Source organism: Kribbella sp. ALI-6-A, assembly GCF_001984195.1.
Lineage (GTDB): Bacteria > Actinomycetota > Actinomycetes > Propionibacteriales > Kribbellaceae > Kribbella.
This window is the reverse complement of the sequence record NZ_MTQN01000011.1, coordinates 1277926-1300154: the sequence shown is the minus strand read 5'-3', so window position 1 is coordinate 1300154 and position 22229 is coordinate 1277926. Positions and strand designations below refer to the sequence as shown.

20 protein-coding genes and 1 riboswitch are annotated in these 22229 nt (G+C 70.9%); of the genes, 9 read left to right on the top strand and 11 right to left on the bottom strand.

From position 1 onward, the window contains the following. The first annotated feature begins 591 nt into the window (after nucleotides 1-591). From BWI15_RS26535 to BWI15_RS26525, 3 genes are all read left to right on the top strand, one after another. Nucleotides 592-1464, top strand: a complete 873-nt coding sequence (locus tag BWI15_RS26535; protein WP_077017300.1) for an aldo/keto reductase — start codon at nucleotides 592-594, stop codon at nucleotides 1462-1464. 207 nt (nucleotides 1465-1671) lie between these two features. Continuing rightward, nucleotides 1672-3942 (top strand): right-handed parallel beta-helix repeat-containing protein, encoded by a 2271-nt coding sequence (locus BWI15_RS26530; RefSeq protein ID WP_077017136.1) that lies wholly within the window; start codon nucleotides 1672-1674, stop codon nucleotides 3940-3942. A gap of 11 nt (nucleotides 3943-3953) precedes the next feature. Next, a riboswitch (guanidine-III (ykkC-III) riboswitch) is annotated at nucleotides 3954-4022 on the top strand. A gap of 20 nt (nucleotides 4023-4042) precedes the next feature. Continuing rightward, nucleotides 4043-4303 (top strand): CBU_0592 family membrane protein, encoded by a 261-nt coding sequence (locus BWI15_RS26525; RefSeq protein ID WP_077017135.1) that lies wholly within the window; start codon nucleotides 4043-4045, stop codon nucleotides 4301-4303. Nucleotides 4304-4321: 18 nt separating this feature from the next. Here BWI15_RS26525 and BWI15_RS26520 read toward each other — a convergent pair whose 3' ends face one another. Further along, nucleotides 4322-5182, bottom strand: coding sequence for a hypothetical protein (locus BWI15_RS26520; RefSeq protein ID WP_143465826.1), 861 nt, complete (start codon nucleotides 5180-5182; stop codon nucleotides 4322-4324). A 345-nt stretch (nucleotides 5183-5527) separates the two neighbouring features. Here BWI15_RS26520 and BWI15_RS26515 point away from each other — a divergent pair, with 345 nt between their 5' ends. From BWI15_RS26515 to BWI15_RS26505, 3 genes are read left to right on the top strand one after another with little or no spacing between them, the layout of a single operon-like run. Beyond that, nucleotides 5528-6562 carry an AAA family ATPase gene (locus BWI15_RS26515; RefSeq protein WP_077017133.1) on the top strand — a complete coding sequence of 345 codons (1035 nt, stop codon included), beginning with the start codon at nucleotides 5528-5530 and terminating at the stop codon, nucleotides 6560-6562. Between the two features lie 33 nt (nucleotides 6563-6595). Beyond that, nucleotides 6596-7555, top strand: a complete 960-nt coding sequence (locus BWI15_RS26510; RefSeq protein ID WP_077017132.1) for a DUF58 domain-containing protein — start codon at nucleotides 6596-6598, stop codon at nucleotides 7553-7555. After that, on the top strand, nucleotides 7555-8508 hold the full coding sequence (locus BWI15_RS26505; RefSeq protein WP_077017131.1) for a VWA domain-containing protein: 954 nt from the start codon (nucleotides 7555-7557) through the stop codon (nucleotides 8506-8508). Before BWI15_RS26510 ends, BWI15_RS26505 begins: the two co-directional genes overlap by 1 nt. Here BWI15_RS26505 and BWI15_RS38930 read toward each other — a convergent pair. Further along, nucleotides 8494-8739 (bottom strand): hypothetical protein, encoded by a 246-nt coding sequence (locus BWI15_RS38930; RefSeq protein ID WP_143465824.1) that lies wholly within the window; start codon nucleotides 8737-8739, stop codon nucleotides 8494-8496. The two genes, BWI15_RS26505 and BWI15_RS38930, sit on opposite strands and share 15 nt — an antisense overlap. 397 nt (nucleotides 8740-9136) lie before the next feature. On the opposite strand from BWI15_RS38930, the gene BWI15_RS26500 reads away from it, so the two are divergent. Further along, nucleotides 9137-9634, top strand: a complete 498-nt coding sequence (locus tag BWI15_RS26500) for a DUF3145 domain-containing protein (protein ID WP_077017130.1) — start codon at nucleotides 9137-9139, stop codon at nucleotides 9632-9634. 302 nt (nucleotides 9635-9936) lie between these two features. Here the strand turns inward: BWI15_RS26500 and BWI15_RS26495 are convergent, their stop codons facing one another. The 6 genes from BWI15_RS26495 to BWI15_RS26470 all read right to left on the bottom strand — a co-directional run bounded on the left by BWI15_RS26495 (nucleotide 9937) and on the right by BWI15_RS26470 (nucleotide 16639). Beyond that, the gene (locus BWI15_RS26495) at nucleotides 9937-11361 is read right to left on the bottom strand and encodes an acyl-CoA carboxylase subunit beta (protein ID WP_077017129.1); all 1425 of its coding nucleotides are present in this window, start codon (nucleotides 11359-11361) and stop codon (nucleotides 9937-9939) included. A gap of 82 nt (nucleotides 11362-11443) precedes the next feature. After that, nucleotides 11444-12679 carry a beta-ketoacyl-[acyl-carrier-protein] synthase family protein gene (locus BWI15_RS26490; protein ID WP_077017128.1) on the bottom strand — a complete coding sequence of 412 codons (1236 nt, stop codon included), beginning with the start codon at nucleotides 12677-12679 and terminating at the stop codon, nucleotides 11444-11446. A 158-nt stretch (nucleotides 12680-12837) separates the two neighbouring features. After that, entirely contained in the window at nucleotides 12838-13086 is a 249-nt protein-coding gene (locus BWI15_RS26485) for an acyl carrier protein (protein ID WP_077017127.1), read from the bottom strand. Nucleotides 13087-13170: 84 nt separating this feature from the next. Further along, complete coding sequence (locus BWI15_RS26480; RefSeq protein ID WP_077017126.1) at nucleotides 13171-14169, bottom strand: beta-ketoacyl-ACP synthase III; 999 nt, start codon at nucleotides 14167-14169, stop codon at nucleotides 13171-13173. A gap of 1 nt (nucleotide 14170) precedes the next feature. Next, the gene (locus BWI15_RS26475; RefSeq protein WP_077017125.1) at nucleotides 14171-15361 is read right to left on the bottom strand and encodes an acyltransferase domain-containing protein; all 1191 of its coding nucleotides are present in this window, start codon (nucleotides 15359-15361) and stop codon (nucleotides 14171-14173) included. 78 nt (nucleotides 15362-15439) lie between these two features. Further along, complete coding sequence (locus BWI15_RS26470) at nucleotides 15440-16639, bottom strand: PucR family transcriptional regulator (protein ID WP_077017124.1); 1200 nt, start codon at nucleotides 16637-16639, stop codon at nucleotides 15440-15442. Nucleotides 16640-16692: 53 nt separating this feature from the next. Between BWI15_RS26470 and BWI15_RS26465 the strand changes: the two genes are divergently transcribed. Then, nucleotides 16693-17736: a PHP domain-containing protein gene (locus BWI15_RS26465; protein ID WP_077017123.1), complete on the top strand. Its 1044-nt coding sequence runs from the start codon at nucleotides 16693-16695 to the stop codon at nucleotides 17734-17736. Nucleotides 17737-17742: 6 nt separating this feature from the next. Here the strand turns inward: BWI15_RS26465 and BWI15_RS26460 are convergent, their stop codons facing one another. Next, nucleotides 17743-19017 carry an ADP-ribosylglycohydrolase family protein gene (locus tag BWI15_RS26460; RefSeq protein WP_083751011.1) on the bottom strand — a complete coding sequence of 425 codons (1275 nt, stop codon included), beginning with the start codon at nucleotides 19015-19017 and terminating at the stop codon, nucleotides 17743-17745. Nucleotides 19018-19060: 43 nt separating this feature from the next. On the opposite strand from BWI15_RS26460, the gene BWI15_RS26455 reads away from it, so the two are divergent. Next, on the top strand, nucleotides 19061-20071 hold the full coding sequence (locus BWI15_RS26455) for a pirin family protein (protein WP_077017122.1): 1011 nt from the start codon (nucleotides 19061-19063) through the stop codon (nucleotides 20069-20071). 12 nt (nucleotides 20072-20083) lie between these two features. Here the strand turns inward: BWI15_RS26455 and BWI15_RS26450 are convergent, their stop codons facing one another. Together BWI15_RS26450 and BWI15_RS26445 are read right to left on the bottom strand one after the other, a co-directional pair. Then, complete coding sequence (locus BWI15_RS26450; protein ID WP_077017121.1) at nucleotides 20084-20611, bottom strand: hypothetical protein; 528 nt, start codon at nucleotides 20609-20611, stop codon at nucleotides 20084-20086. 74 nt (nucleotides 20612-20685) lie between these two features. Next, nucleotides 20686-22161 (bottom strand): peptide MFS transporter, encoded by a 1476-nt coding sequence (locus BWI15_RS26445; protein ID WP_077017120.1) that lies wholly within the window; start codon nucleotides 22159-22161, stop codon nucleotides 20686-20688. Between the last annotated feature and the right edge of the window lie 68 nt (nucleotides 22162-22229).

Below are 22229 nucleotides of genomic sequence, written 5' to 3'. Positions count from 1 at the left end.
CACGCGGGGTCCGGGGTGCGGGGGTGCTCGTGTGCGCGCGTGGTGGGGGGGTGGGCGTGTGCGCGCGTGGTGCCGAGCGTGGGGTTGCCCGAGTGCGCGGGTGGTGTGGGTTGGGCGCGTGCGCGCTTGGTGCCGGGTGTGGAGTTGCCGGAGTGCGCGCGTGGTGCAGGGCGTGGGTTGCCGGAGTGCGCGCGGGTTGCGGGGTGTCAGGTCGCCGGAGGACGCGCGTGGTGCGGAGTGTGGGATTGCTCGCGTGCGCCTGTGGTCGGGGCTTGCCGAGTTCCGCGTGTACGCGCCGGGCGGGCAAAGTTGCTGCACGTCTGCGGCGAGGTGCGGAGTGCGCACGGTTGGCCGTGCACGGGTGGTCGAGGTTGTGAAGTGCGCGCCTGCGGGCTCGCTGGGGGGAGTCGCCGCGTGCGAGCGCGCTGCAGAGGTGCGACGTCCCCGCGTACGAGCGCGGTGCCAACGTGTGAAGTCCCCCGCGTACGAGCCCGGTCCGGGAAACGAAGTCGCCGGGTACGCGCGGTGTTCGAGGTGCGAAGTTCTCTGGGAAGGCCGATGCTGGTAGTGCCGACCAGGGAGGTGTGGCCGATGACCGCTCCCAGCCGTGTACTTGCTTCGCGTGCCGTGACGCGGTTCCGTCCTCCGCGGTTCGGGTTGGGTGGGGCTTCGTTGGGGGAGCTGCCGGCGAACGCCGCGGGAGAGGCTCTGGCGACCGCCACGGTCGAGGCGGCCTATACGGCGGGGATCCGGTTCTTCGACAGTTCGCCGGCGTACGGGGACGGGCTGGGGGAGCGCCGGATGGGCGTGGTGCTGGCGGGACATCCGCGGGCCGGGTTCATGGTGTCGTCGAAAGTGGACGCGGGACTGGCGGCTGACCGGGTGCGTGAGTCGGTGGAGGGCAGTCTCGAGCGGCTCGGAGTCGCGTCGGTCGACTTGATGTTCCTGCAGGATCCCGGTGGGCGGGCGATCGGCGACGCGTACGGCGTACTGGATGAGCTTCGGGGACGTGGAGTGGTTGGCGGGATCGGGGTGGCGGGGCAGGACTGGGAGGAGCTCGATCGGGTCGTTCGGGACTTCCAGGTGGATGCGGTGCTGTTGGCGGGCCGGTATTCGTTGCTGGACCGCGCGGGTACGCCGCTGCTGGATCGCTGCCAGGCAAGGGGAGTGGCGGCGATCGTTTCCGGGGTGCTGACTCCGGAGGTGTTGCTGATGGACCAGTCCAAGCAGACGACTGAGCCGAAAACCATCATGGCTCGGCGGATCTCCGCGGTGTGCGAACGGTACGGCGTATCGCTGCCGCAGGCGGCGTTGGCCTTTCCTGGTAGGCATCCCGCGGTGGCCTCGGTGCTGATCGGGGCTGCCAGTCCGGCGGAGATCCGGGCCGACGCGGCGCTCGTCCGGCAACCGGTGCCGGAACGGTTCTGGCGCGATCCCGAGCTGGCGCGACTTCTGGACGGCTGAAGAACCCGTCCCGGTAACGTGAAGCATCCGCTGGCAACTGAACAACCCACCCCGGCAACGCGAAGCCCCGCTGGCAACTGAACAACCCGGGCAATCTGAACAACCCCTGGCCACAAGATGTCCGTCCGGGCAGAACCGCCCACGAACCCTTGTCAGCGCCAAAGCGCTCCGCGATTCTGGTCGCTCCGATTCCTGTGGGGGGATGTCTTGTCCAGAATCACTGCGTCCTGCCTGCGCGCCGCCGCGCTGGCCGGACTGCTCGGCGCGAGTCTCGTCGTCACGTCAGCACCGGCCACAGCCGCCACCATCACGGTCACCACAACCGCCGACGTGGTCAACGGCGGTGACGGCCAGACCTCCTTGCGCGAAGCCTTCACCACCGCGTCCGGCAACGGCGCCGACGACGTCATCACGCTCGGCGCCGGCCTGACCTACGCGCTGTCGATCTGCACCGGCCCCCTCACCCACGCGGACACCCACGAGCTAGTTGTCCAAGGCAACAACGCGACGATCGAGCAGACCTGCGACGCGACCCGCATCGTCAACAGCACCAGCCACGACGGCCGACTCGAACTCGAGGACCTCGCGATCGACGGCGGCCCGAACACCACCAACACCGGCCTCGAAGGCGCGGCGATCCGCTCCGACAGCGAACTGCGGCTCAGCAACGTCGAGGTCCGCAACGTCTTGTCGCCCGGCGGCAGCGTGGTCTGGAGCAGCTTCGATCACGGCACCACGCCGTACCGGATGGAACTGGACGGCGGAAGCCTGCACCACAACACCGGCAGCGTGGTCAGCTGCGACAACTGCTCGCTGTCGATCAACGGCACGAGCATCGCGAACAACAATGGCTCCGGCCTCTCGCTCGTCGACGGCTACCCCGTCCTGATCGAGAGCGCGACGATCGAGAACAACACCCGCACCGGCATCACCAACACCGGCCAGGGATTCGCCGCGAACACGATGACCGTCAACAACACCTCGATCCGGAACAACGGCCGGGCCGGCATCCTGTGCAGCAACTGCGGGCACCTCAGCATGTACTCGACCAGCGTCGCGGACAACGGCCTGACCGCGGCCGACGCGCGCGGCGGCATCTCGTTCACCGCGTCCAAGCGCGGCAACGGCTCGCTCGGCGTCAGCGCGATCCTGTCCAGCGTCACCGGCAACAAGAGCACCCAGCCAGGCGGCGGGATCTCGCTGACGCCCGTCCTGATCGAGGACGATGGCAGCAGCCCGAGCGTCGCGCTCGACCGGGTGTTCGTCGACAACAACCAGTCGGTCGGCGGTGGCGGCGGCATCTGGCTCGGGTTCGGCCGCGTTCAGATGTACAAGGGCAGCCTGGCCGGCAACAGCACGACCGGTGGTCACGGCGGTGCGGCCGGATCGGTCGACGCCACCGGGCCGTTCGACATGACCTTCGACGAGACTCCGCTCACCAACAACTCCGCGACCGGTGACGGCGGCGCGATCTACGCGAAGGAGATCGCCGCGCTGTACGTCGACCGGACCGGGCTGAGCAACAACACCGCCGGCGGCAACGGCGGTGGAGCGAAGGTGGTCAACAGCTACTCGGTGACGCTCGACGACATGGCCGTCGACAACAACAAAGCGGCCAACGGCGCCGGTCTGGACGTCGCCACCGAGAATCTCGGCGCCAACCGGGTCACGTTCGCCGACAATGTGGCGACCGGGACCGGCGGCGGAGTGCGGCTGGCCGCCGTCGCGGCGAACTTCCTCAACAGCACGTTCAGCGGCAACACCGCCACGACCGGCGGAGGGCTCGCCGTGACGAACGGCGCGGCGACCACGCTGACCTACGTGACGATGGCGGACGACCAAGCGACGACCGGCGCGCACATCGCCGCCGTACCGGCTGCTCAGGTGAAGACCGACCGGAGCGCGATCGTGCTGCCGAAGGTCGGGGTCTCGTGTGCGGGGATCGGCGGAGCGTTCGCCGGGACGTCCCTCGGTTTCTCGGTACGGCGGGACGCCACCTGCGGCAGTGCCGCGTCCGACCTGGTGACGGCGGCGGATCCGCAGCTCGCGGGGCTGGCGGGCGGCGGGTTCTCGCGGGTTCGGGTGCCGGCGGCGACGAGTCCGCTCGGCGGGCGGGTTCCGGCCGCGAGCTGCGGCGAGGAATCCGACCAGCGGATGGCGTTCCGGCCGACCGGAGCGAACTGTGAGCCGGGCGCGGTGGAGATCGCCGAGACGGTGGCGGTCACTCCGGATGCGGCGTTGAAGGCGCTGATCGCCGAGGTGAAGGGGCTGCACCTGCAGGCCGGGCTGGAAGCCAGCCTGGTGCTCAAGCTGGAGCTGGCCAGGGCGGCGGTGCAGAAGAACCAGAATCCGGCCGCGAAGACGTTGCTGACGGCGTTCGTGATCGAGGTGAAGGTACTCGCCGCGAAGAAGCTCGTCCCGGCGGCAGCCGCGCAGCAGCTGGTGACGAAGGCAACGGCGATCAAGGACTCGCTGTGAGTAGGGTGGTGCGCGGGTCCGTGACCGCGGGCCCCCGGACGAGACGGCGCCGTACCCGGCCGACGCAAAGACGACGCCAGCCCCGGGAGGGGCAGAGGTCATGCATGCTGTCGACGTTCTCGAAATCGCCGGTGCGATCACGATTCTGATCGCCTTCGCCGCGTCCCAGGCCGGGCGCTTGGAGCAGAAGACGCTCCGGTATCAGTTGCTCAACCTGATCGGTTCGGCTGTTCTTGCCGTGATTGCCGGGGTCGAGCGATCGTGGGGGTTCCTGCTGCTCGAGGGGACATGGGCGCTGGTCAGCTTGGTCGGGCTCATCGCGCTGCTGAAAAGCCGGCGGATGGCGAGCACGACCAGCTGACCAAGACGGACAGCTCAGCTAGAACCGGTCGGCAGGGTCGTCCGGCGTACCAGGCGAGTTCGGGCTGGTACCAGGCGTGCCCGGGCGAGTGACAGTACTGGTCGGCGTCCCCGGGCTGGGTCCAGTGGTCGGGCTGGTCGTACCCGGCGGCGGCGTGGTCGGCGTGACCGTCACCGTCGCGGTACCGCTCGGATCCGGAATCACCGGCCCGGGATCGACCTCGGGCGCGTTGCGGAACAGCAGCCACGCGATCAGTACGGCGAGCGCCATGATCAGCGCCATCGCGAGCAGCGACAGGATGAGCGCGAGCCGGGACGCCGGACGCAATGCCGTCGGCCACGGCAGCGGCCAGATCCTGAACAACCCCGGGCGCCGACGCCCCTCCCAGTAGTGCCGGAAGTCCGGCCCACGGACCCGGCCGAGCTGCGGAATCCGGTCCATCAGTACGGCGGACAGCACGTCCTCGCCGCGGCGTTCGGCGATCAGTCGCTCGTCGGCCGCCGAGCTCGAACCGTCGTCCTCACGCACCGGGCCCAGCGCGACCCACAGCGCGAGATCGTCGTCGTCCGCGTCGTTGTGCGCGAGTACGGCGTCCCCGGGCAGCGCGTCGACCGCCCGGACGAACCGGTCCCGCGCGGCCGCGTCGTCGGCCGACCCCTCGGTCATCATCGCCACGACGGCGCCGCGGCCGTTCTCGTCCGCCGCGGAGTAGAGGTAGCCGGCCGCGTTCGCCCCGAGCCGCCCGCGCAGCCAGAACTCGCCGACCCGCGGCGGGTCCTCCGGCAGCAGCGGCAACGCGTCCGGCAGCGTGCGCGCCGGCGCGCTCACCTCGGGAGCGTCCGGCGGCGCGGTGGTCGTCGGCGATTGGGTCGCGGTCATCAACACCAATCCCACCACATCGGCGGTAACGCTGTCGCCCACCCCGACGCGCTCACGCCCGCGCCGACCTGCACCACCGACCAACCGCCGCCGCCGCGGTGCCGCCTTAGCCTGACCACGCTCAGGCGGTGACGGCATCCGCTGGTTGGTCGGTGGTGCAGGTCGGCGCTGCCTGGACGGCAGCCGGGCCGAGGCCGGCGCACCGACGACGAGGAGTGCGGATTTGAGTCGGCGGGGAGGATGGAGACTGGCCCGGGTGGGGCGTGGTGTGGCTGAGCCCGGGGATCTGATGGAATGACCGGAGTTCCCGAGCACCAGGCCCGCGTGGGCCCCGGAAGGACAGGCATGACCGAAACCACCGTCCCGGCGGGGTCAGTGGCCCAGCAGTCTCGTCTGGTCGGCGAGGCGATCACCGAGGTCAAACGCGTGATCGTCGGCCAGGAGCACATGGTCGAGACGCTGATGGTCTCGCTGCTGGCCAAGGGGCACTGCCTGCTCGAAGGCGTTCCGGGCGTGGCCAAGACGCTCGCGGTGCGGACCTTCGCGTCGGTGGTCGGCGGGTCGTTCGCGCGGATCCAGTTCACTCCGGACCTGGTCCCTTCCGACATCGTCGGCACCCGGATCTACCGGCAGACCCGGGAGACCTTCGACATCGAGCTGGGCCCGACGTTCGTGAACTTCGTGCTCGCCGACGAGGTGAACCGGGCGCCGGCCAAGGTGCAGTCGGCGATGCTGGAGCTGATGGCCGAGCGGCAGGTGTCGATCGGCGGCCAGACCTTCCCGATGCCCAAGCCGTTCATCGTGATCGCCACCCAGAACCCGATCGAGTCCGAGGGCGTCTACCCGCTGCCCGAGGCGCAGCGCGACCGCTTCCTGGTCAAGATCGACGTGCCGCACCCGCGCGGGCACGAGGAGTTCGAGATCCTGCGCCGGATGAGCGTCGACCCGCCGCAGCCGCGGCAGGTGCTGCAGCCGGAGACGATCATGGAGCTGCAGCGCTCGGCCGAGCAGGTCTTCGTGCACAACCTGGTCGCCGAGTACGCCGTCCGCCTGGTGATGGCGACCCGGACGCCGACCGACTTCCACCTGCCCGACCTGGAGCCGATCATCGAGCTCGGCGTCAGCCCGCGGGCGACGCTCGGCCTGATCTCGGCCGGTCGCGCCCTGGCACTGATCCACGGCCGCGACTACCTGCTGCCGAGCGACGTGCAGACCGTCGCGCTGGACGTGATGGGCCACCGTCTCGGCCTGACCTTCGACGCGATCGCGGACAACATCGACGCCCGCGCGGTGATCGAGCGGATCCTGGCCACGGTTCCGCCGCCGCAGCCGGTCTGGCGCGACGGCAACGACGCGTCCGGCCGCCCCGAGTTCGTCTAACACATGGCCAACCGACCCGACCCACGAGTTGCGATGACGATCTCGCAGCTCGCGCCCGAGCGGGCGTTGCGCCGGCTGGAGCTGACCGTCGTACGGCGGCTCGAGGGCTACCTGCACGGCGAACACCTCGGGTTGCTGCCCGGGCCGGGGACCGAGCTGGCCGAGGCGCGCGAGTACCAGGTCGGCGACGACGTGCGGCGGATGGACTGGGCGGTCACGGCCCGTACGACGATGCCGCACGTGCGCGACCTGATCGCGGACCGCGAGCTGGAGACCTGGGCGCTGGTCGACCTGTCCGCGTCGATGGACTTCGGTACGTCGCAGCTGGAGAAGCGCGAGCTGGCGGTCGCCGCCGTGGCCACCGTCGGCTTCCTGACCCACCGGCTCGGCGACCGGTTCGGCGGGCTGATGCTGCGCGACTCGACGCTGCGGCGCTGGCCGGCCCGCTCCGGCCGCCTCGCGCTGTACGGGCTGCTCCGCGCGCTGCTGGCCGAGAAGGACCACGGCGAGCAGCAGGCCCGCAGCGATCTGGCCGGCGCGCTCGACTCGATGGCCCGGACGCAGCGCAAACGGGGCCTGCGGGTGGTCGTGTCGGACTTCCTCACCCCCGAGGACGGCGAGATCGACAGCCGGATGGAACCATCCTGGGAGCGCGCGATGCGCAAGCTGACCGCGCAGCACCAGGTGCTCGCGGTCGAGATCGTCGACCCGCGCGAGCTCGAGCTGCCGAACATCGGCGTGGTGATGATCGGTGATCCCGAGACCGGCCAGATCCGCGAGATCGACACCCGCAAGCGCCGGGTCCGCGAGCAGTACGCCGCCGCGGCGCTCGCGCAGCGGGAACGGACCAGGATCGCCCTGCGTAGGGTAGGAGCCGGGCACCTGGTTCTGCGGACCGACCGGGACTGGGTCGCCGACACCGTGCGGTTCGTGCTCGCCTACAAGCGAGTCGCGCCGCGCCTGCACCAACCGCCGAAGGGAGTGGCTCGCTGATGGAGTTCCTGTCTCCGGCCCGACTCTGGTTCCTGCTGCTGATCCCGCTCGTGGTCGCGGCGTACATCTACTTGCAGCACCGGCGCGCGCAGTACGCGCTGCGCTTCACCAACATCGCCCTGCTCGACCGGGTCGCCCCGCGCCGGCCGCAGTGGCGCCGGCACCTCGCGGTCGGCCTCGCGCTGCTCGCGGCGTGCTCGTGCATCGTCGCGTTCGCCCAGCCCAAGGACGAGGTCAAGGTGCCGCGCGAGCGGGCCACGATCGTGGTCGCGATCGACGTCTCGCTGTCGATGATGGCCACCGACGTCGACCCGAACCGGCTGGAAGCGGCGAAGAAGTCGGCGAAGAACTTCGTCAACCAGCTGCCCGGCAAGTTCAACGTGTCGCTGGTCAGCTTCGCCGGCACGGCCTCGATCATCGTGCCGCCGACCACCGACCGGGCCACTGTGCAGCGCTCGATCGACGGGCTGGAGCTGGCCGAGTCGACCGCGACCGGCGAGGGCATCTTCACCTCGCTGCAGGCGCTCACCCAGGTCCCGCCCGACCCCGAGCACCCCGACGACCCGGCCCCGGCGCGCATCGTGCTGCTGTCCGACGGCAAGCGCACGGTCGGCCGGACGGCGCAGGAGGGCGCGCAGGCGGCCAAGGCGAAGAACACGCCGATCTACACGATCACCTTCGGCACCGACTCCGGCTTCATCGAGATGGACGGGATCCGCCAGCGGGTTCCCCCGGACCGCGCCGAGCTGCGCAGCGTCGCGGAGATCACCGGCGGCGAGGCGTACACGGCCGAGTCCGCGGGCGAGCTGGAGGACGTCTACAAGGACATCGGCTCCTCGGTCGGCTACGACAAGGTCGACAAGGAAGTCACCTCGCGGTTCGCCGGGATCGCGATGCTGTTCACGCTGGCCGCCGCCGGCGCGTGCATCGCGATGGCCTCACGCTTCCCGTAGCAGCTGCCCGCGGCGGCTGTACGGCGCTGCAGCGCCCGTGCGCGCCTGCCGCGCCCGTACGACGCTGCCACGCCCGTGCGACGCCTGCCGCGCCCGTACGACGCTGCCACGCCCGTGCGACGCCTGCCGCGCCCGTACGACGCTGCCACGCCCGTGCGGCCCTGCCACGCCCGTACGGCCGGCAACTGCCCCGGCCGGGCCGTTGCCGCTGGCAATTACCGCGTCGACCACTGCCTGGTACCCCACGGCGGCGGCGGCGGGATCCGAGCCCCCGGAACGCCGACACCGTCCTGGCAGCTCCGCCCAACTGCTGGCCACGAATCCGTCCGCGTCCTGGCGCAGCTCGCGCGCGCGGCGGGCCGAATCGGTCGACGCTCTACCGAAGGTTCCCGTCCCGCGACGCTGCTGACGGGGTCGTTTTTCGACATCGGCCGCCCGGCTGAGCCGCCCGGCGACGGATTCCGGACCGATCGGTGCCGGATTGCGACACGACGGTGATGTAGTTGACATGGCGTGGTTGCTGGTGTCACAGGGGTCAGTGGTGCAAGATGGGTCTCGCTGTCCGGGACTTTCGAGCCCGTGTTCGAGAACGCTGGGGAAGGCGCAGCTCGAGCACAAGGAGGTCCTGGTGGCGACGACTCGTGGCGTTTTGTACGTCCACACGGTGCCGTCAGCGCTGTGCCCGCATGTCGAGTGGGCAGCGGGCGGCATCCTTGGCGTGCCTGTGAAACTGGACTGGACGCCGCAGCCCGCGGCCCAGGGCACGTACCGGGCCGAGCTGTCGTGGCAGGCGGAAGCCGGTACGGCGGCCAAGCTGGCGTCCGCGCTGCGCGGATGGCAGAAGCTGCGCTTCGAGGTCACCGAGGAGCCCAGCAACGGCGTCGAGGGTGAGCGGTACTCGTTCACGCCGACGCTCGGGGTGTTCCACGCGACCACCGGGGTGCACGGCGACATCATGGTGCCCGAGGACCGGCTGAAGGCCGCGATGCTCAAGGCCGCCAGCGGCGAGGCCGACCTGACCGAGGAGGTCGAGCGTTTGCTCGGCCGGCCCTGGGACGACGAACTGGAACCGTTTCGCTACGCGGGTGACGGTGCTCCGGTCCGCTGGCTCCACCAGGTGGTCTGAGGACTGAATCAACCGCTCGACAGCAAACCTGAGAAGTTCTGAAGAAAGCAGTGAAGGCAGGAGCTTTCCGCAGAGTTTTCGAGGATGCTGGAGACCCACAGCTTCCCCGGTCGTCCGGGGACCAGGCCGTGGCCGCTGGGCCACCGGGTGTCGGGACACCCCCGGTTGTCACCAAACAGCGGCCGCACCACGTGAAAGGGCGCGAACCCCACCGGGGTTCGCGCCCTTTCGTTGTGCCGATCGCGTTGCGTCCGAAGAACCCGAGGCTCTAGGCCTCGGTTCTTCGGACGTTGCGGGTGGCGCTAGAGCGGGATGTTGCCGTGCCGGCCGCGGACGCGACCGTGCTGCTCGGCGGTGGCGATCGCCGCGGCCAGCGCCGACCGGGTCTTGGCCGGCTCGACCACTTCGTCGACGACGCCGATCTCGCGGGCTCGTTCGATGCCGCCGGCGATCGTCTCGTGCTCGGCGGCCAGTTCGGCCTCGACCTGCGTGCGCAGTTCCGGAGCGACCTCGGCGAGCTTGCGCCGGTGCAGGATCCGGATCGCGGCGACCGCGCCCATCACGGCCACCTCGGCCCGCGGCCAGGCGAACACCCGGGTCGCGCCGAGCGAGCGCGCGTTCATCGCGATGTACGCGCCGCCGTAGGTCTTGCGGGTCACCAGCGTCACCCGCGGTACGACGGACTCCGCGAAGGCGTGCAGCAGCTTGGCGCCACGCCGTACGACGCCGTCCCACTCCTGACCGACGCCCGGCAGGTATCCGGGGACGTCGACCAGCACCACCATCGGTACGCCGAACGCGTCGCACATCCGGACGAACCGCGACGCCTTCTCGGCCGACAGCGCGTCCAGGCAGCCGCCGAGCCGCAGCGGGTTGTTCGCGATCACGCCGACCGTGCGCCCGCCGAGCCGGCCGAGCGTGGTGACGATGTTCGGCGCCCAGCGCTGGTGCAGCTCGACGCCCGAGCCCTCGTCGAGTACGCCGCCGACCAGCGGGTGCACGTCGTACGCGCGCTTGGCCGACTCGGGCAGCAGCCCGGACAGGTCGCTGTCGGAGACGTCGCCGGAGACCTCGCCCTGGTTCGCGAACAGATCCGCGAGTCGCCGAGCCTGCTCGATCGCGGCCGCCTCGGAGTCGGTCGTGATGTGCACGACGCCGGAGCGCCGGCCGTGCGGCTCGGGGCCGCCGAGGCGCAGCATGTCGACGTCCTCGCCGGTGACCGAGCGGACGACGTCCGGACCGGTGACGAAGATCCGTCCCTCCGGGCCGAGGATCACCACGTCGGTCAGCGCCGGCCCGTACGCCGCGCCGCCGGCCGCCGGGCCGAGCACGACCGAGATCTGCGGGATCTTGCCGGAGGCCTGCGTCATCGCGTAGAAGATCTTGCCGACCGCGTGCAGGCTGAGCACGCCCTCGGCCAGTCGCGCGCCGCCGGAGTGCCACAGCCCGATGATCGGCAGCTCCTCGCGCCGCGCCACCTCGTACGCCGTACAGACGACCTCGCAGCCCTCGTCGCCCATCGCGCCGCCCATCACGGTCGCGTCGGAGCAGAACGCGACGACCGGAGCGCCCGCGATCGTGCCGCGGACGGCGAGCATGCCGGACAGGTCGTCGGGGGTGATCAGCTCGAGCGAGCCGGGGTCGAGCAGGTTCGTCAGCCGGGTGAACGGGTTGCGGGGGTCCAGTTCGCGGGGCAGCTTCGCTGGTTTCGCGGGGGCAGTGGTCATGGGCATCTCCGGGGGATCAGCTGGCGAAACTGCCTACTGGATGGTGCTGGGCCGGGCGTGAGACGCCCGGCCCAGCCAAGAATCAGATCGACTTGAAGGCCAAGGCGACGTTGTGCCCGCCGAAGCCGAAGGAGTTGTTGAGCGCCGCGAGGTCGCCGTCGCCGAGCTTGCGCGGCTCGGTGGCGATGTCGAGGTCGACCCCGTCGTCCACCTTGTCGAGGTTGATGGTCGGCGGCACCACGCGGTGGTGCAGCGCGAGCACGGTGGCGATCGACTCGACCGCTCCGGCGGCGCCCAGCAGGTGACCGAACATCGACTTCGGCGCGGTCGCGACCGCCTGGTCGGCCGCACTGCCCAGCGCCTTGCGGATCGCCACCGACTCGGCGACGTCACCGACCGGCGTCGAGGTGGCGTGCGCGTTGATGTGCACGACGTCGGCGGCCGTCAGGTCGCCCTCGCGCAGCGCCTGCAGCATCGCGCGCTCCGCGCCCGAGCCGGTCGGGTCGGGCTGCACGATGTCGTGGCCGTCGGCGGTGATGCCGGAGCCGGCGAACTCGGCGTAGATCTTGGCGCCCCGGGCGACCGCGTGCTCGTAGGTCTCCAGCACCAGCACGCCGGCGCCCTCACCGAGCAGGAAGCCGTCGCGGTCGACGTCCCACGGCCGCGACGCGCGCTCCGGGTCGTCGTTGCGCCGGCTCAGCGCCATCATCTGGCCGAACGCGGCCAGCGGCAGTCCGGCGATCGACCCCTCCGCGCCGCCGGCGACCACGATGTCGGCCCGGCCGAGCCGGATCTGGTCGGCGGCCAGCGAAATCGCCTCGTTGCTGGAGGCGCAGGCCGAGACCGGCGTCTGGACGCCGGCCAGCGCGCCGAGCTCGAGGCCGACGTTGGCGGCCGCGGAGTTCGGCATCAGCATCGGGATCGCCAGCGGCGAGACCCGGCGCGGGCCGTTGCGCAGCGCGTCGTAGTTGGCCAGCGTGGTGAGCAGGCCGCCGATACCGGTGGCGATCGCGACGCCGAGGCGGGTCTTGTCCAGCTCGACGTCGGCCAGGCCGGAGTCGGCCCAGGCCTCACGGGCGGCGACCACCGCGAACTGCGCGTTGCGGTCCAGCCGCCGGGCCTTGACCCGCTCGATGATCTCGGTCGGTTCGACCGCGGCCGGGGCGGCGATCTTCACCGGCAGTTCCTCGACCCAGTCGGCGGTCAGCAGCTTGGCGCCGGACCGGCCGGCCAGCAGGCTTTCCCAGGTACTGGCGACGTCGCCCCCGACCGGGGTCGTCGCTCCGAGCCCGGTGATCACGACTCGGGTCTTCGACATGGTTACCTCATCCTTCGGCGAGAGAACTGGTGCGAGTAACGGGAACGCCGGCGGGCCGGCGGTGTGGACTGCGTGGTGACTGGCATGGTGACTGGCGCGGTGCCGGCAGCGAAGACCTCGTGGGTCGCCGCCGCCGGCCCGATCCGGGCAGGGCTCGGTCAGCCGTTCTGGGCGCGCTCGATGAACGCGACCGCGTCGCCGACGGTCTTCAGGTTCTTGACCTCGTCGTCGGGGATCTTCACGCTGAACTTCTCCTCGGCGGCCACCACGACCTCCACCATGGAGAGCGAGTCGACGTCGAGGTCGTCGGTGAAGGACTTGTCCAGCTGGACGTCCTCGACCGGGATACCCGCGATCTCGTTGACGATCTCGGCGAGGTTGCTGCGGATCTCTTCGGTGCTGGCCATCTGTGTGGTTTCCCTTTCGGATTTCTGCTGCTTGCGTACGCCGGGCCCGGCCACCTGAGCCGTTCCCGGACAACTGGGGGAGTGCTACGGGATCCGGATCACCTGGCCGGCGTACACCAGCCCGGCCCCGAACCCGATGATGAGCGCCAGGTCGCCGCTCTTGGCCTCGCCGGACTCGCGCATCGCCTCGATGGCCAGCGGGATCGAGGCGGCCGAGGTGTTGCCCTGGCGCTCGATGTCGCGGGCCACCTTGACGTGCTCGGGCAGCTTGAGCGCCCGCCGCATCGCGTCGGTGATCCGCATGTTGGCCTGGTGCGGCACGAACAGGTCGAGGTCCTCGGCGCTCACGCCGGCCACGTCCAGCGCCTGCTGCGCGGCCTTGGCCATCTCGTACGACGCCCAGCGGAAGACCGGGTTGCCGTCCATCGTCAGGTGCGGCCAGTTGAAGCTGCCGGCCGCCTCCTGCCAGGACTCCTTCTGGCTGATCAGCGCGTGCTGGGTGCCGTCGGAACCCCACACCACCGGGCCGATGCCGGGCTCGTCGGACGGACCGACGACGGCCGCGCCGGCGCCGTCGGCGAAGATGAACGCCGTCCCGCGGTCGGTCCGGTCGGTGATGTCGCTGAGCCGCTCGACGCCGATCGCCAGCACGTACTTCGCGCTGCCGCCGCGGACCATGTCGCTGGCCATCGCGACGCCGTAGCAAAAGCCCGCGCAGGCCGCGGAGATGTCGAACGCGGCGGCCGTCGGGGCGCCGACCTCGACCGCGATCCGGGTCGCGATCGCGGGCGTCTGGTACAGGTGCGTGACGGTGGCCACGACGACGCAGCCGATCTGGGCCGGGTCGATGCCGGAGTCGCGCAGCGCCTGCTTGGCGGCCTCGACCGACATCATCAGCACGGTCTCGTCGGGCTCGGCCCAGCGGCGTTCACGGATGCCGGACCTGGTCCGGATCCACTCGTCGCTGGAGTCGATCTGCTCGAGGATCACCGAGTTCGGCACGACGCGCCGCGGGCGGTAGGAACCGAGGCCCAGGACGGCGGTGTGCGCCGCGCCCTGGACTGAAGCGATCGTGCCGGTCATGTCAGTTTCCTCCGCTCGGATGCAACCGGACCAGCGGCTGCCCGGGGGCGACCGGGTCGCCCTCCTCGACCAGCCACTCCACCACGATGCCGCCGTGCGGGGCCCGCACCTCGAGCTCGTCGCGCAGGCTCAACACCCTCGCGACCACCTCGCCGGCCTCGACGGCGTCGCCCGCCTCGCGCTTGACCTGCGCCTCGCGGGTGAACGTGCCCTTCATCGGCGCGACCAGCAGCCGCCAGGTCGGCGAGGCGTCGATCTCCGACGGACTGCCGTGCTTGTCGACGAACGCGCGGGCGTCGTCGAGCTGGTCCGGCGTCTTCAGCGCAAACGTCTCGACGCCCTTGAGCGCGCGCTTGGCGATCCCGGTCAGCGTGCCGGCCGGGGTCATCTCCAGGATGCCGGTGACCTGCAGGTCGGCCATCGTCTGCATGCACAGGTCCCAGCGGACCGGCGCGTTGACCTGCTGGACCAAGCGCTGCAGGACGTCCTGGCCGTCGTGCACGACCTGGCCGTCGCGGTTGGAGATCAGCCGCGCGCGGGGGTCGTGGGTGGTGATCGAGCGGGCGTAGCCGGCCAGGGTCTGGACGGCGGGCTCCATGTGCTTGGTGTGGAAGGCTCCGGCCACCGACAGCGGGATCAGCCGGGCCTTGGCCGGCGGGTCCTCGGCCAGCGCGGCCAGCTCCTCGACGGTGCCGGCGGCAACGATCTGGCCGGGCCCGTTGTCGTTGGCGGCGGTCAGCCCGTACTGCGCGAGCTTGGCCAGGATCTCGTCCCGGTCACCACCCAGTACGGCGGTCATCGAGGTCGCGGTCTGCGCGGACGCGGCGGCCATCGCCTTGCCGCGCTCGCGGACGAACACCATCGCCTGCTCGGCGCTGATCACCCCGGCGCCGACCGCCGCGGCGATCTCGCCGACGCTGTGACCGGCCAGCGCGCCCATCTTCTGGAACGCGTCACCGGGGTGCGGGAACACGGCCAGCGCGGCCAGCATGCTGGAGGCGACCAGCAGCGGCTGCGCGATCGCGGTGTCACGGATGGTCTCCGCGTCGGCCTTCGTGCCGTAGTGGGCGAGGTCGAGACCGGCGACGGCGGACAACCAGTTCAGCCGGTTGGCGAAGACTGGGTCCTCCAGCCACGGCTCGAGGAAACCTGGGGCTTGGGCGCCCTGTCCGGGCGCGACGATGACGAGCACGTGACAACTCTCCCTGAGCCGGACCGATCGTGGGCTACGCGGCAGCACGAATTCTACCGCCTGGACTTTGTAGGGATCCTACAAAACGTGGGCCCCTGGTTCCGGGTTGAGCAGGCGGCCGAGGGCCAGTGCGACACGTAACGTGAAAGCGTCGCGGGGATTGCCCGGCGAGTAACCGGTGATTTCGCCCACACGCTTCAGCCGGTACCGGACGGTATTGGCGTGGATGAACATCGCCCGGGCCGTCGCCTCGATCGAACCACCCGAGTCCAGGTACGCCGAAACGGTGTCGAGCAGGACTCCGTCGCCCATCGTGAGCGGGCCGTAGACGCCGGTGGCCAGTTGACGGCGGGCGTGACCGTCGCCGGACAGCGATCGCTCGGCGAGCAGTTCGTCGGCGTGCACCGGTCGCGGAGCCGTCGGCCAGGCCGGCGCCGCGCGCAGTCCGGCGACCGCCGCGCGGGCCGAGGTGACGGCCGCCATCAGGTCCTTGACAACCGGCCCGACGACGATCGGACCGGGCCCGAACCAGCCGACCAGCTTTTGTACGATCTCGACAGGTTTACTCGTACCACCAAGTACTACCACCAGCCGGTCGCCCTGCATCGCGCACAACGCGTCGGCACCGGCTTCGCGGGCGGCGGCCCGGACGGCGTCGGAGACGTTCGCCGTACCGGACTCTCCGTCGGGGGCCCGGCCGACCACGACCGCCACCTCGGACGACCCGGTGGCGCCGGTCCAGCCCAGCGCCGAGGCGCGCGACCGGACCGACTCGTCGGCCTCGCCGCGGATCACCGAGTCGACCACCAGCGCTTCCAGCCGGGCGTCCCACGCGCCGCGCATCTCGGCCGCCTGCGCGTAGACCGCGGCCGCCGCGAACGCGACCTCACGCGCGTACCGCTGCATCGCCTCGTGCACGGCCGGCACGTCCTCGGCGGGCAGCAGGTCGCCGATCGTGTTCTCGATCATCTCGATCGTGGTCCGGACCAGGTCGACGGTCTGGTGCAGGCTGATCACCCGGGTGAACTCCCGCGGCGCCGACCCGAACATCCGTGTCGGCATCGACGAGTGCGCCTCGGGGTCGCGGAACCAGTCCACGAACGCGGTGATGCCGGACTGCGCGACCAGCCCGATCCAGGACCGGTCCTGCGCCGACAACTTGCCGAACCACGGCAACTTCTCGTCCATCGCCGCGATCGCCGCCGTGGCCAGCGCGCCAGTAGCCCCCTGCAGCCGCTCCGCGCGCGCCGCATGCGTCTGACCCTTGCCCTTAGCCACGCCCCGACCATAGCTGTCCGCGGTTGTCCCACCGACCCGCCATGATGGAGGCCATGAGCGACAAGGCTGGGGTGACGGCGGCGGTCGAGGCGTTGCGCGCGATCGGGTACTACCTGGAGCGCGACCGGCAGCCGACTCATCGGGTGAAGGCCTATCGGCGCGCCGCCGACACGATCGAGGCGTTGCCGGCCACCGAGGTGCGGGCGCGGAAGCGCGCCGGGACGCTGACCGAGTTGCCGGGGATCGGGCCGAAGACCGAGGCGGTGATCCTGGAGGCGATGGACGGCGCGGTGCCGGCGTACCTGACGAAGCTGGAGCAGGGGGCCGCCGCGCTGACCGAGGCCGGTACGGCGATGCGGGCGGCGCTGAAGGCGGATCTGCACCTGCACTCGGACTGGTCCGACGGCGGCAGCCCGATCGAGGAGATGGCGCGCACGGCGGCCCGGCTCGGGCACTCCTACATCGCGCTGACCGACCACTCGCCGCGGCTGACGGTGGCCAACGGGCTGTCCCGCGAACGGCGGCTGCAGCAGCTCGACGTGGTCGCCGAGCTGAACAAGAAGCTAGCCGACGAGCTCGACGGGTTCCGGATCCTGAACGGGATCGAGGTCGACATCCTGGACGACGGGTCGCTGGACTGCGACATCGAGATCCTGGCCCGGCTCGACGTGGTGGTCGCCAGCGTGCACTCCAAGCTGCGGATGGCGTCGGAGCCGATGACCGAGCGAATGGTCAAGGCGATCGCCAACCCGCACGTCGACATCCTCGGCCACTGCACGGGCCGGCTCGTCACCGGCGGCCGCGGCACCCGCCCGGAGTCGGACTTCGACGCCGAGGTCGTCTTCGAGGCCTGCCGCCAGTTCGGCACCGCGGTCGAGATCAACTCCCGCCCGGAACGCCTCGACCCGCCACGCCGCCTGCTTTCCCTGGCCGTCGAGACCGGCTGTCAGTTCTCGATCGACACCGACGCGCACGCCCCGGGCCAGCTCGACTGGCAGCCCTACGGCTGCGAACGCGCCGAGGAGTGCGGCGTCGACCCGTCCCAGGTGGTCAACACCTGGGACGCCGACGAGCTGCTGGAGTGGACGAACAGCTGAGGGCCGTCAGAACTCGCCGTGAAGCGCCGTGGTCCGCTCGACCAGTTCGTCGATCGTGATGCGGTCGAAGCCTCGGACGGCTGAGCGGACGACGCCGTTGCCCGCCTCGGTCAGGACAGCAGGGATGGCGGCGGCGCCGTGTAAAGCGCCGAAGACGCTGCCGACCGTCGCGCTGGTGGAGTCGGTGTCGCGCCCGGCGCCGACGGACAAGCCCAGCGTGCGGACGTAGTCGCCGTCGCCCCAGAGCAGCGCCGTGGTGATGATCGCGGCGTTGTTGAGCGTGTGCACCCAGTTGTAGTCGAGCGTCTCGTCGATCCAGTCGAGGGCCTCCTCGGCGGTCGCACCCTGCGCGTGCAGATCGAGCAGAGCCCGTTGGCTGTCGGCGAGGCGCGATTTCGGCGGGACGACGTCGAGCGCGACGCGCAACGCCTCGGTGATCCCGTCCGCGACGAGCGCCTGGGCGACGAGCGCGGCGGCCCATTGAGCGCCGTACAGGCCGTTGGCGGTGTGGGACAGGCTCGCGTCGACCAGGGCCAGACGCGCCGCCTCGGCGGGGTTGCCCGGGTTGGCGTAGCCGTAGGCGTCGACGCGGATGAGCGCGCCGATCCACTCGCGGTAGGGGTTGCGCGTGGTGGCCGTGTCCGGCGGGCGCAGGCCCTGCACGAGATTCCGGTACGCCGCCCGCTCCGCGGTGTAGGTCTGCGTGAACGGCATCCGGTCCAGCCACTCGCGCGCGACGTCCTCGGTGCGCAGCTCCGGCCCGTACGTCTCCAGCAGGTGCAGCCCGAGCATCGTCCAGTCGAGGTCGTCGTCGCGCGGTACCGCGTCGAACCGGCCCGCGGACGCCTCGGCCGCCGACGGGTGCAGGACGATGCCGGGCGGAGGCGTCGCGGCGTACGGGACGAACCCGCTCAGCGGCCAGTCCCCGACCGCCTCGAGATAGGTCCGGACATCGGCGCGGCTCAGCCCCTCGACCGGCTTGCCCATCGTGTTCCCGACGCAGCGTCCGAGCCACGCGCCCCGGATCCGGTCGGCCAGGTCGTCCCCGGGCGGCGTCGGCGCCTGCGATCCCGACCCGGTCGGCTCCGGTTCCTCGTACGGCCACTCCGGGTCACGCCGCAGTGCCGCCAGCGCGGTCTCGATGTCGGCCAGCTGGGTGAGGTCGCCCGCGGCCGCCGCGATCCGGGCCCGCGCGTGCAGGTCGCCGACGGCGTACCCGGCGCTCTCCAGTTGCTCGGCCTCGTCCGGGACGAGGTCGCGAAGGTCGAGTACGTCGTGCACGGGCAGCCTCCAGAGTTCGCGCGTCAGAGTCCATACTCGTGCAATGAGCGACTTGGAGAACGACCCGGCCGAGGTCGTCTGCGACGGGGCGGACGCGGAGGGGCCGGTGCAGGAGCTGCTGGAGCCGCGGCAGGTGGTGCTCGGCCGGACCACGAAGGTCCGTCGGCTGTTGCCGAACAAGAACCGCCGGATGGTCGGCGCGTGGTGTTTCGCCGACCACTACGGACCGGACGACCTGACCGCCCGGGTCGACTCGTACGACGTACCGGGGGAGCGGGGCATGTTCGTGCCGCCGCACCCGCACACCAGTCTGCAGACGGTGAGCTGGCTGATCGAGGGCGAGATCGAGCACCGCGACTCCGCCGGGTCGCACGCGATGGTCCGGCCGGGCGAGCTGAACATCATGACGTCGGGCCCGGGCATCGCGCACTCGGAGATCTCGCTGCCGTCGGCGCCGCCGATGCTGCACGGCGTACAACTGTGGGTCGCCCTGCCCGAGTCGGCCCGTAACACGGTCCCGCCCGCCTTCAACGCCTACGCCGACCTGCCCGTGCTGGAGCTCGACGGCGCGCGGGCGAAGGTGATGGTCGGCACGGTCGGTGGGGTCACGTCGCCGGCTCCGGCGTACACGCCGCTGGTCGGGGCCGACGTGACGATCGAGCCGGGACGGACCGTGGCGGTGCCGCTGACGCCCGAGTTCGAGTACGCCGTCCTGGTGGTCGACGGGTCGGTCAGCGCCGGGCAGGTCGCGCCCGGGTTCGGCGAGATGGCGTACTTCGGCGCCGGCCGGGACGCGATCGAGCTGACCGCCGGTGCCGACGGCGCCCGGTTCGTGCTGCTCGGGGGCGAGCCGTTCGACGAGCAGTTGGTGATGTGGTGGAACTTCATCGGCCGGTCGCACGAGGAGGTTGTTGCCGCGCGCAACGACTGGATGGCGTCGATCGAGGCCGGCGGCTCGGCCCGGTTCCCGGCCGTGCCCGGGTACGACGGCGCGCCGCTCCCGGCTCCGCCGCTGCCCGGCACCCGCCTGAAGCCGAGACCTCGCGCGCGCTGAACCCGTTTCCACTCACACCGCCGCGGGTTCCACCGGCGCCGCCGAGCTGACCCGGCGCCGGTAGTACGCCCACGTCAGCACGAGCAGCGCCGGTCCCCACAGGTTCAGCGGCGCGTAGCAGGCGATCATCAGTGCCTTCGCCGCGTCGCTGCCGAACGGCAGGAACTCGTCGCTGAACACGTCCCGGAACGCGAAGCCCCAGATCGCGATCAGCGCCAGGCTGCCCAGCGTCGCCGGCACGATCGCCGCGTACGGCGGGACGCGGCGCGAGCCGATCCACGGGATCCACCGCGGCACCACCTCGCCCCACCGCCGGACCAGGCCGAACGCCGTCAGCGCGACCGCCTCGGAGACCAGGCTGAGCACCACGACGTACCCGATCTCCCACCCGTGCGCGTGGATCGGCCGCCCGGCCTCGTCCACCATGCCCATCGACCACCCGGCGGCCAGACCCAGCCGCCACAACCCCGACGGCAGCACCATGAACGGAATCGCGTGGGCCAGCCGTTCGGCCCACCGCGGCACAGGTCTCTCGGTCATGCCTCAAGCCTGCGTGGCCGAGCCCTCGAAAACCTCACCCCCGCGAGGGATTCGCCTCCCTCGCGCGGGTGAGATCAGCGGTTCCGGTGCGGTTCGGCGTGCCGGCGGATCCACGGTGAGAGGAAGTACAGCGCGAGCGCGAAGGCGATCGTCACCACCGCCAAACCACCGAAGTACGCCGTGTCGGAAGCTCCCTCGGTGGCTTGGACCAGCTGGGCGGTGATCGCCTGCCCGGCCGCCGGGGCGAGGAACCACAGCGCCATCATCTGGCTGAGGAACGCCTTCGGCGCGAGCACGGTGGTCGCGGCCAGGCCGACGGGGGACAGGAACAGCTCACCCAGGGTCTGGATGACGTAGACCAGGATCAGCCACAGCGGCGAGGCGAGACCGTCGCCGGTAACCGCCGAGGCGACGCCCATCACCGCGAACGAGATCCCGGCCAGCAGCAGGCCGGTGGCGAACTTCTGGCCGATCCCGGGGCCGCGGTCGCCGAGCTTGATCCAGACCGCCGCGAACACCGGCGCCAGCACGACGATCGAGAACGGGTTGACCGACTGGAAGAACTCCGGCGAGATCGAGAGGCCGAACAGGTCCAGCGCGGTCCGGTCCGCGGCGAAGGTGGTCAGCGTCGTCGCGGCCTGCTCGAACAGCATGAAGAACAACATCGCCGCGACGAACAGCGGGATGTAGGCCCGGACCTGCTGCCGCTCGATCGGTGTCACCAGCGGGCTGCGCAACAGCATCGTGAAGTAGGCGATCGGCGCCAGGAAACACAGGTACGAGATCGCGTCGACGACCGGCTTCGGCCCGATTCCGCCGGTGCGCCAGGCGGAGAAGGCGAACACCACGAGCAGCAGGCCGACGACCGCGCCGGTGACCTTGAGCATCGTCGGCCGGTCCTGCGCGGTCAACGGGTTCGGCGGGGTGTCGCCGCGGCCCTGCAGCGTCCGCCGGCCGAGCACGTACGCGACCAGCGCCAGCGTCATCCCGACCGCGGCCGCCGCGAACGCGACGTGGAAGCCGAACTCGCGGCGCAGGAAGCCGACCACGAACGGCGCGCTGAACGAGCCGAGGTTGATGCCCATGTAGAAGATCGAGAACGCCGAGTCGCGCCGGTCGTCGCCGTCGGCGTACAGGGTGCCGACCATGGTCGACACGTTCGGCTTCAGCAGGCCGGTGCCGAGGGCAACCAGGGCGATGCCCAGGTAGGCCAGGCCCTCGGCGGGCAGCGCGAGACTGAGGTGGCCGGCCACGATCACCGACCCGCCGTACAGGACCGTACGGCGGGCGCCGACGACCCGGTCGGCCAACCAGCCGCCGAGCACCGACAGCAGGTAGACCGACGCGCCGTAGATCGACACGACCGCCTCGCCGAGCGACTGCCCGAGCCCGAGCCCGTGCGCCTGGTCGGTCAGGTACAGCAGCAGGATGGCGCGCATCCCGTAATAGCTGAACCGCTCCCACAACTCGGTGGCGAACAGCGTTCTCAGGCCCCGCGGATGCCCGAAGAACGCGGTGTCCTGATCGGTTCCGGACTGTGTCTGCGACACGATCGACTACTCCCCGTCGACGGAAATCAAACGTCTCGACGGTAGTCGGTTGCCGTTACCAACCATCA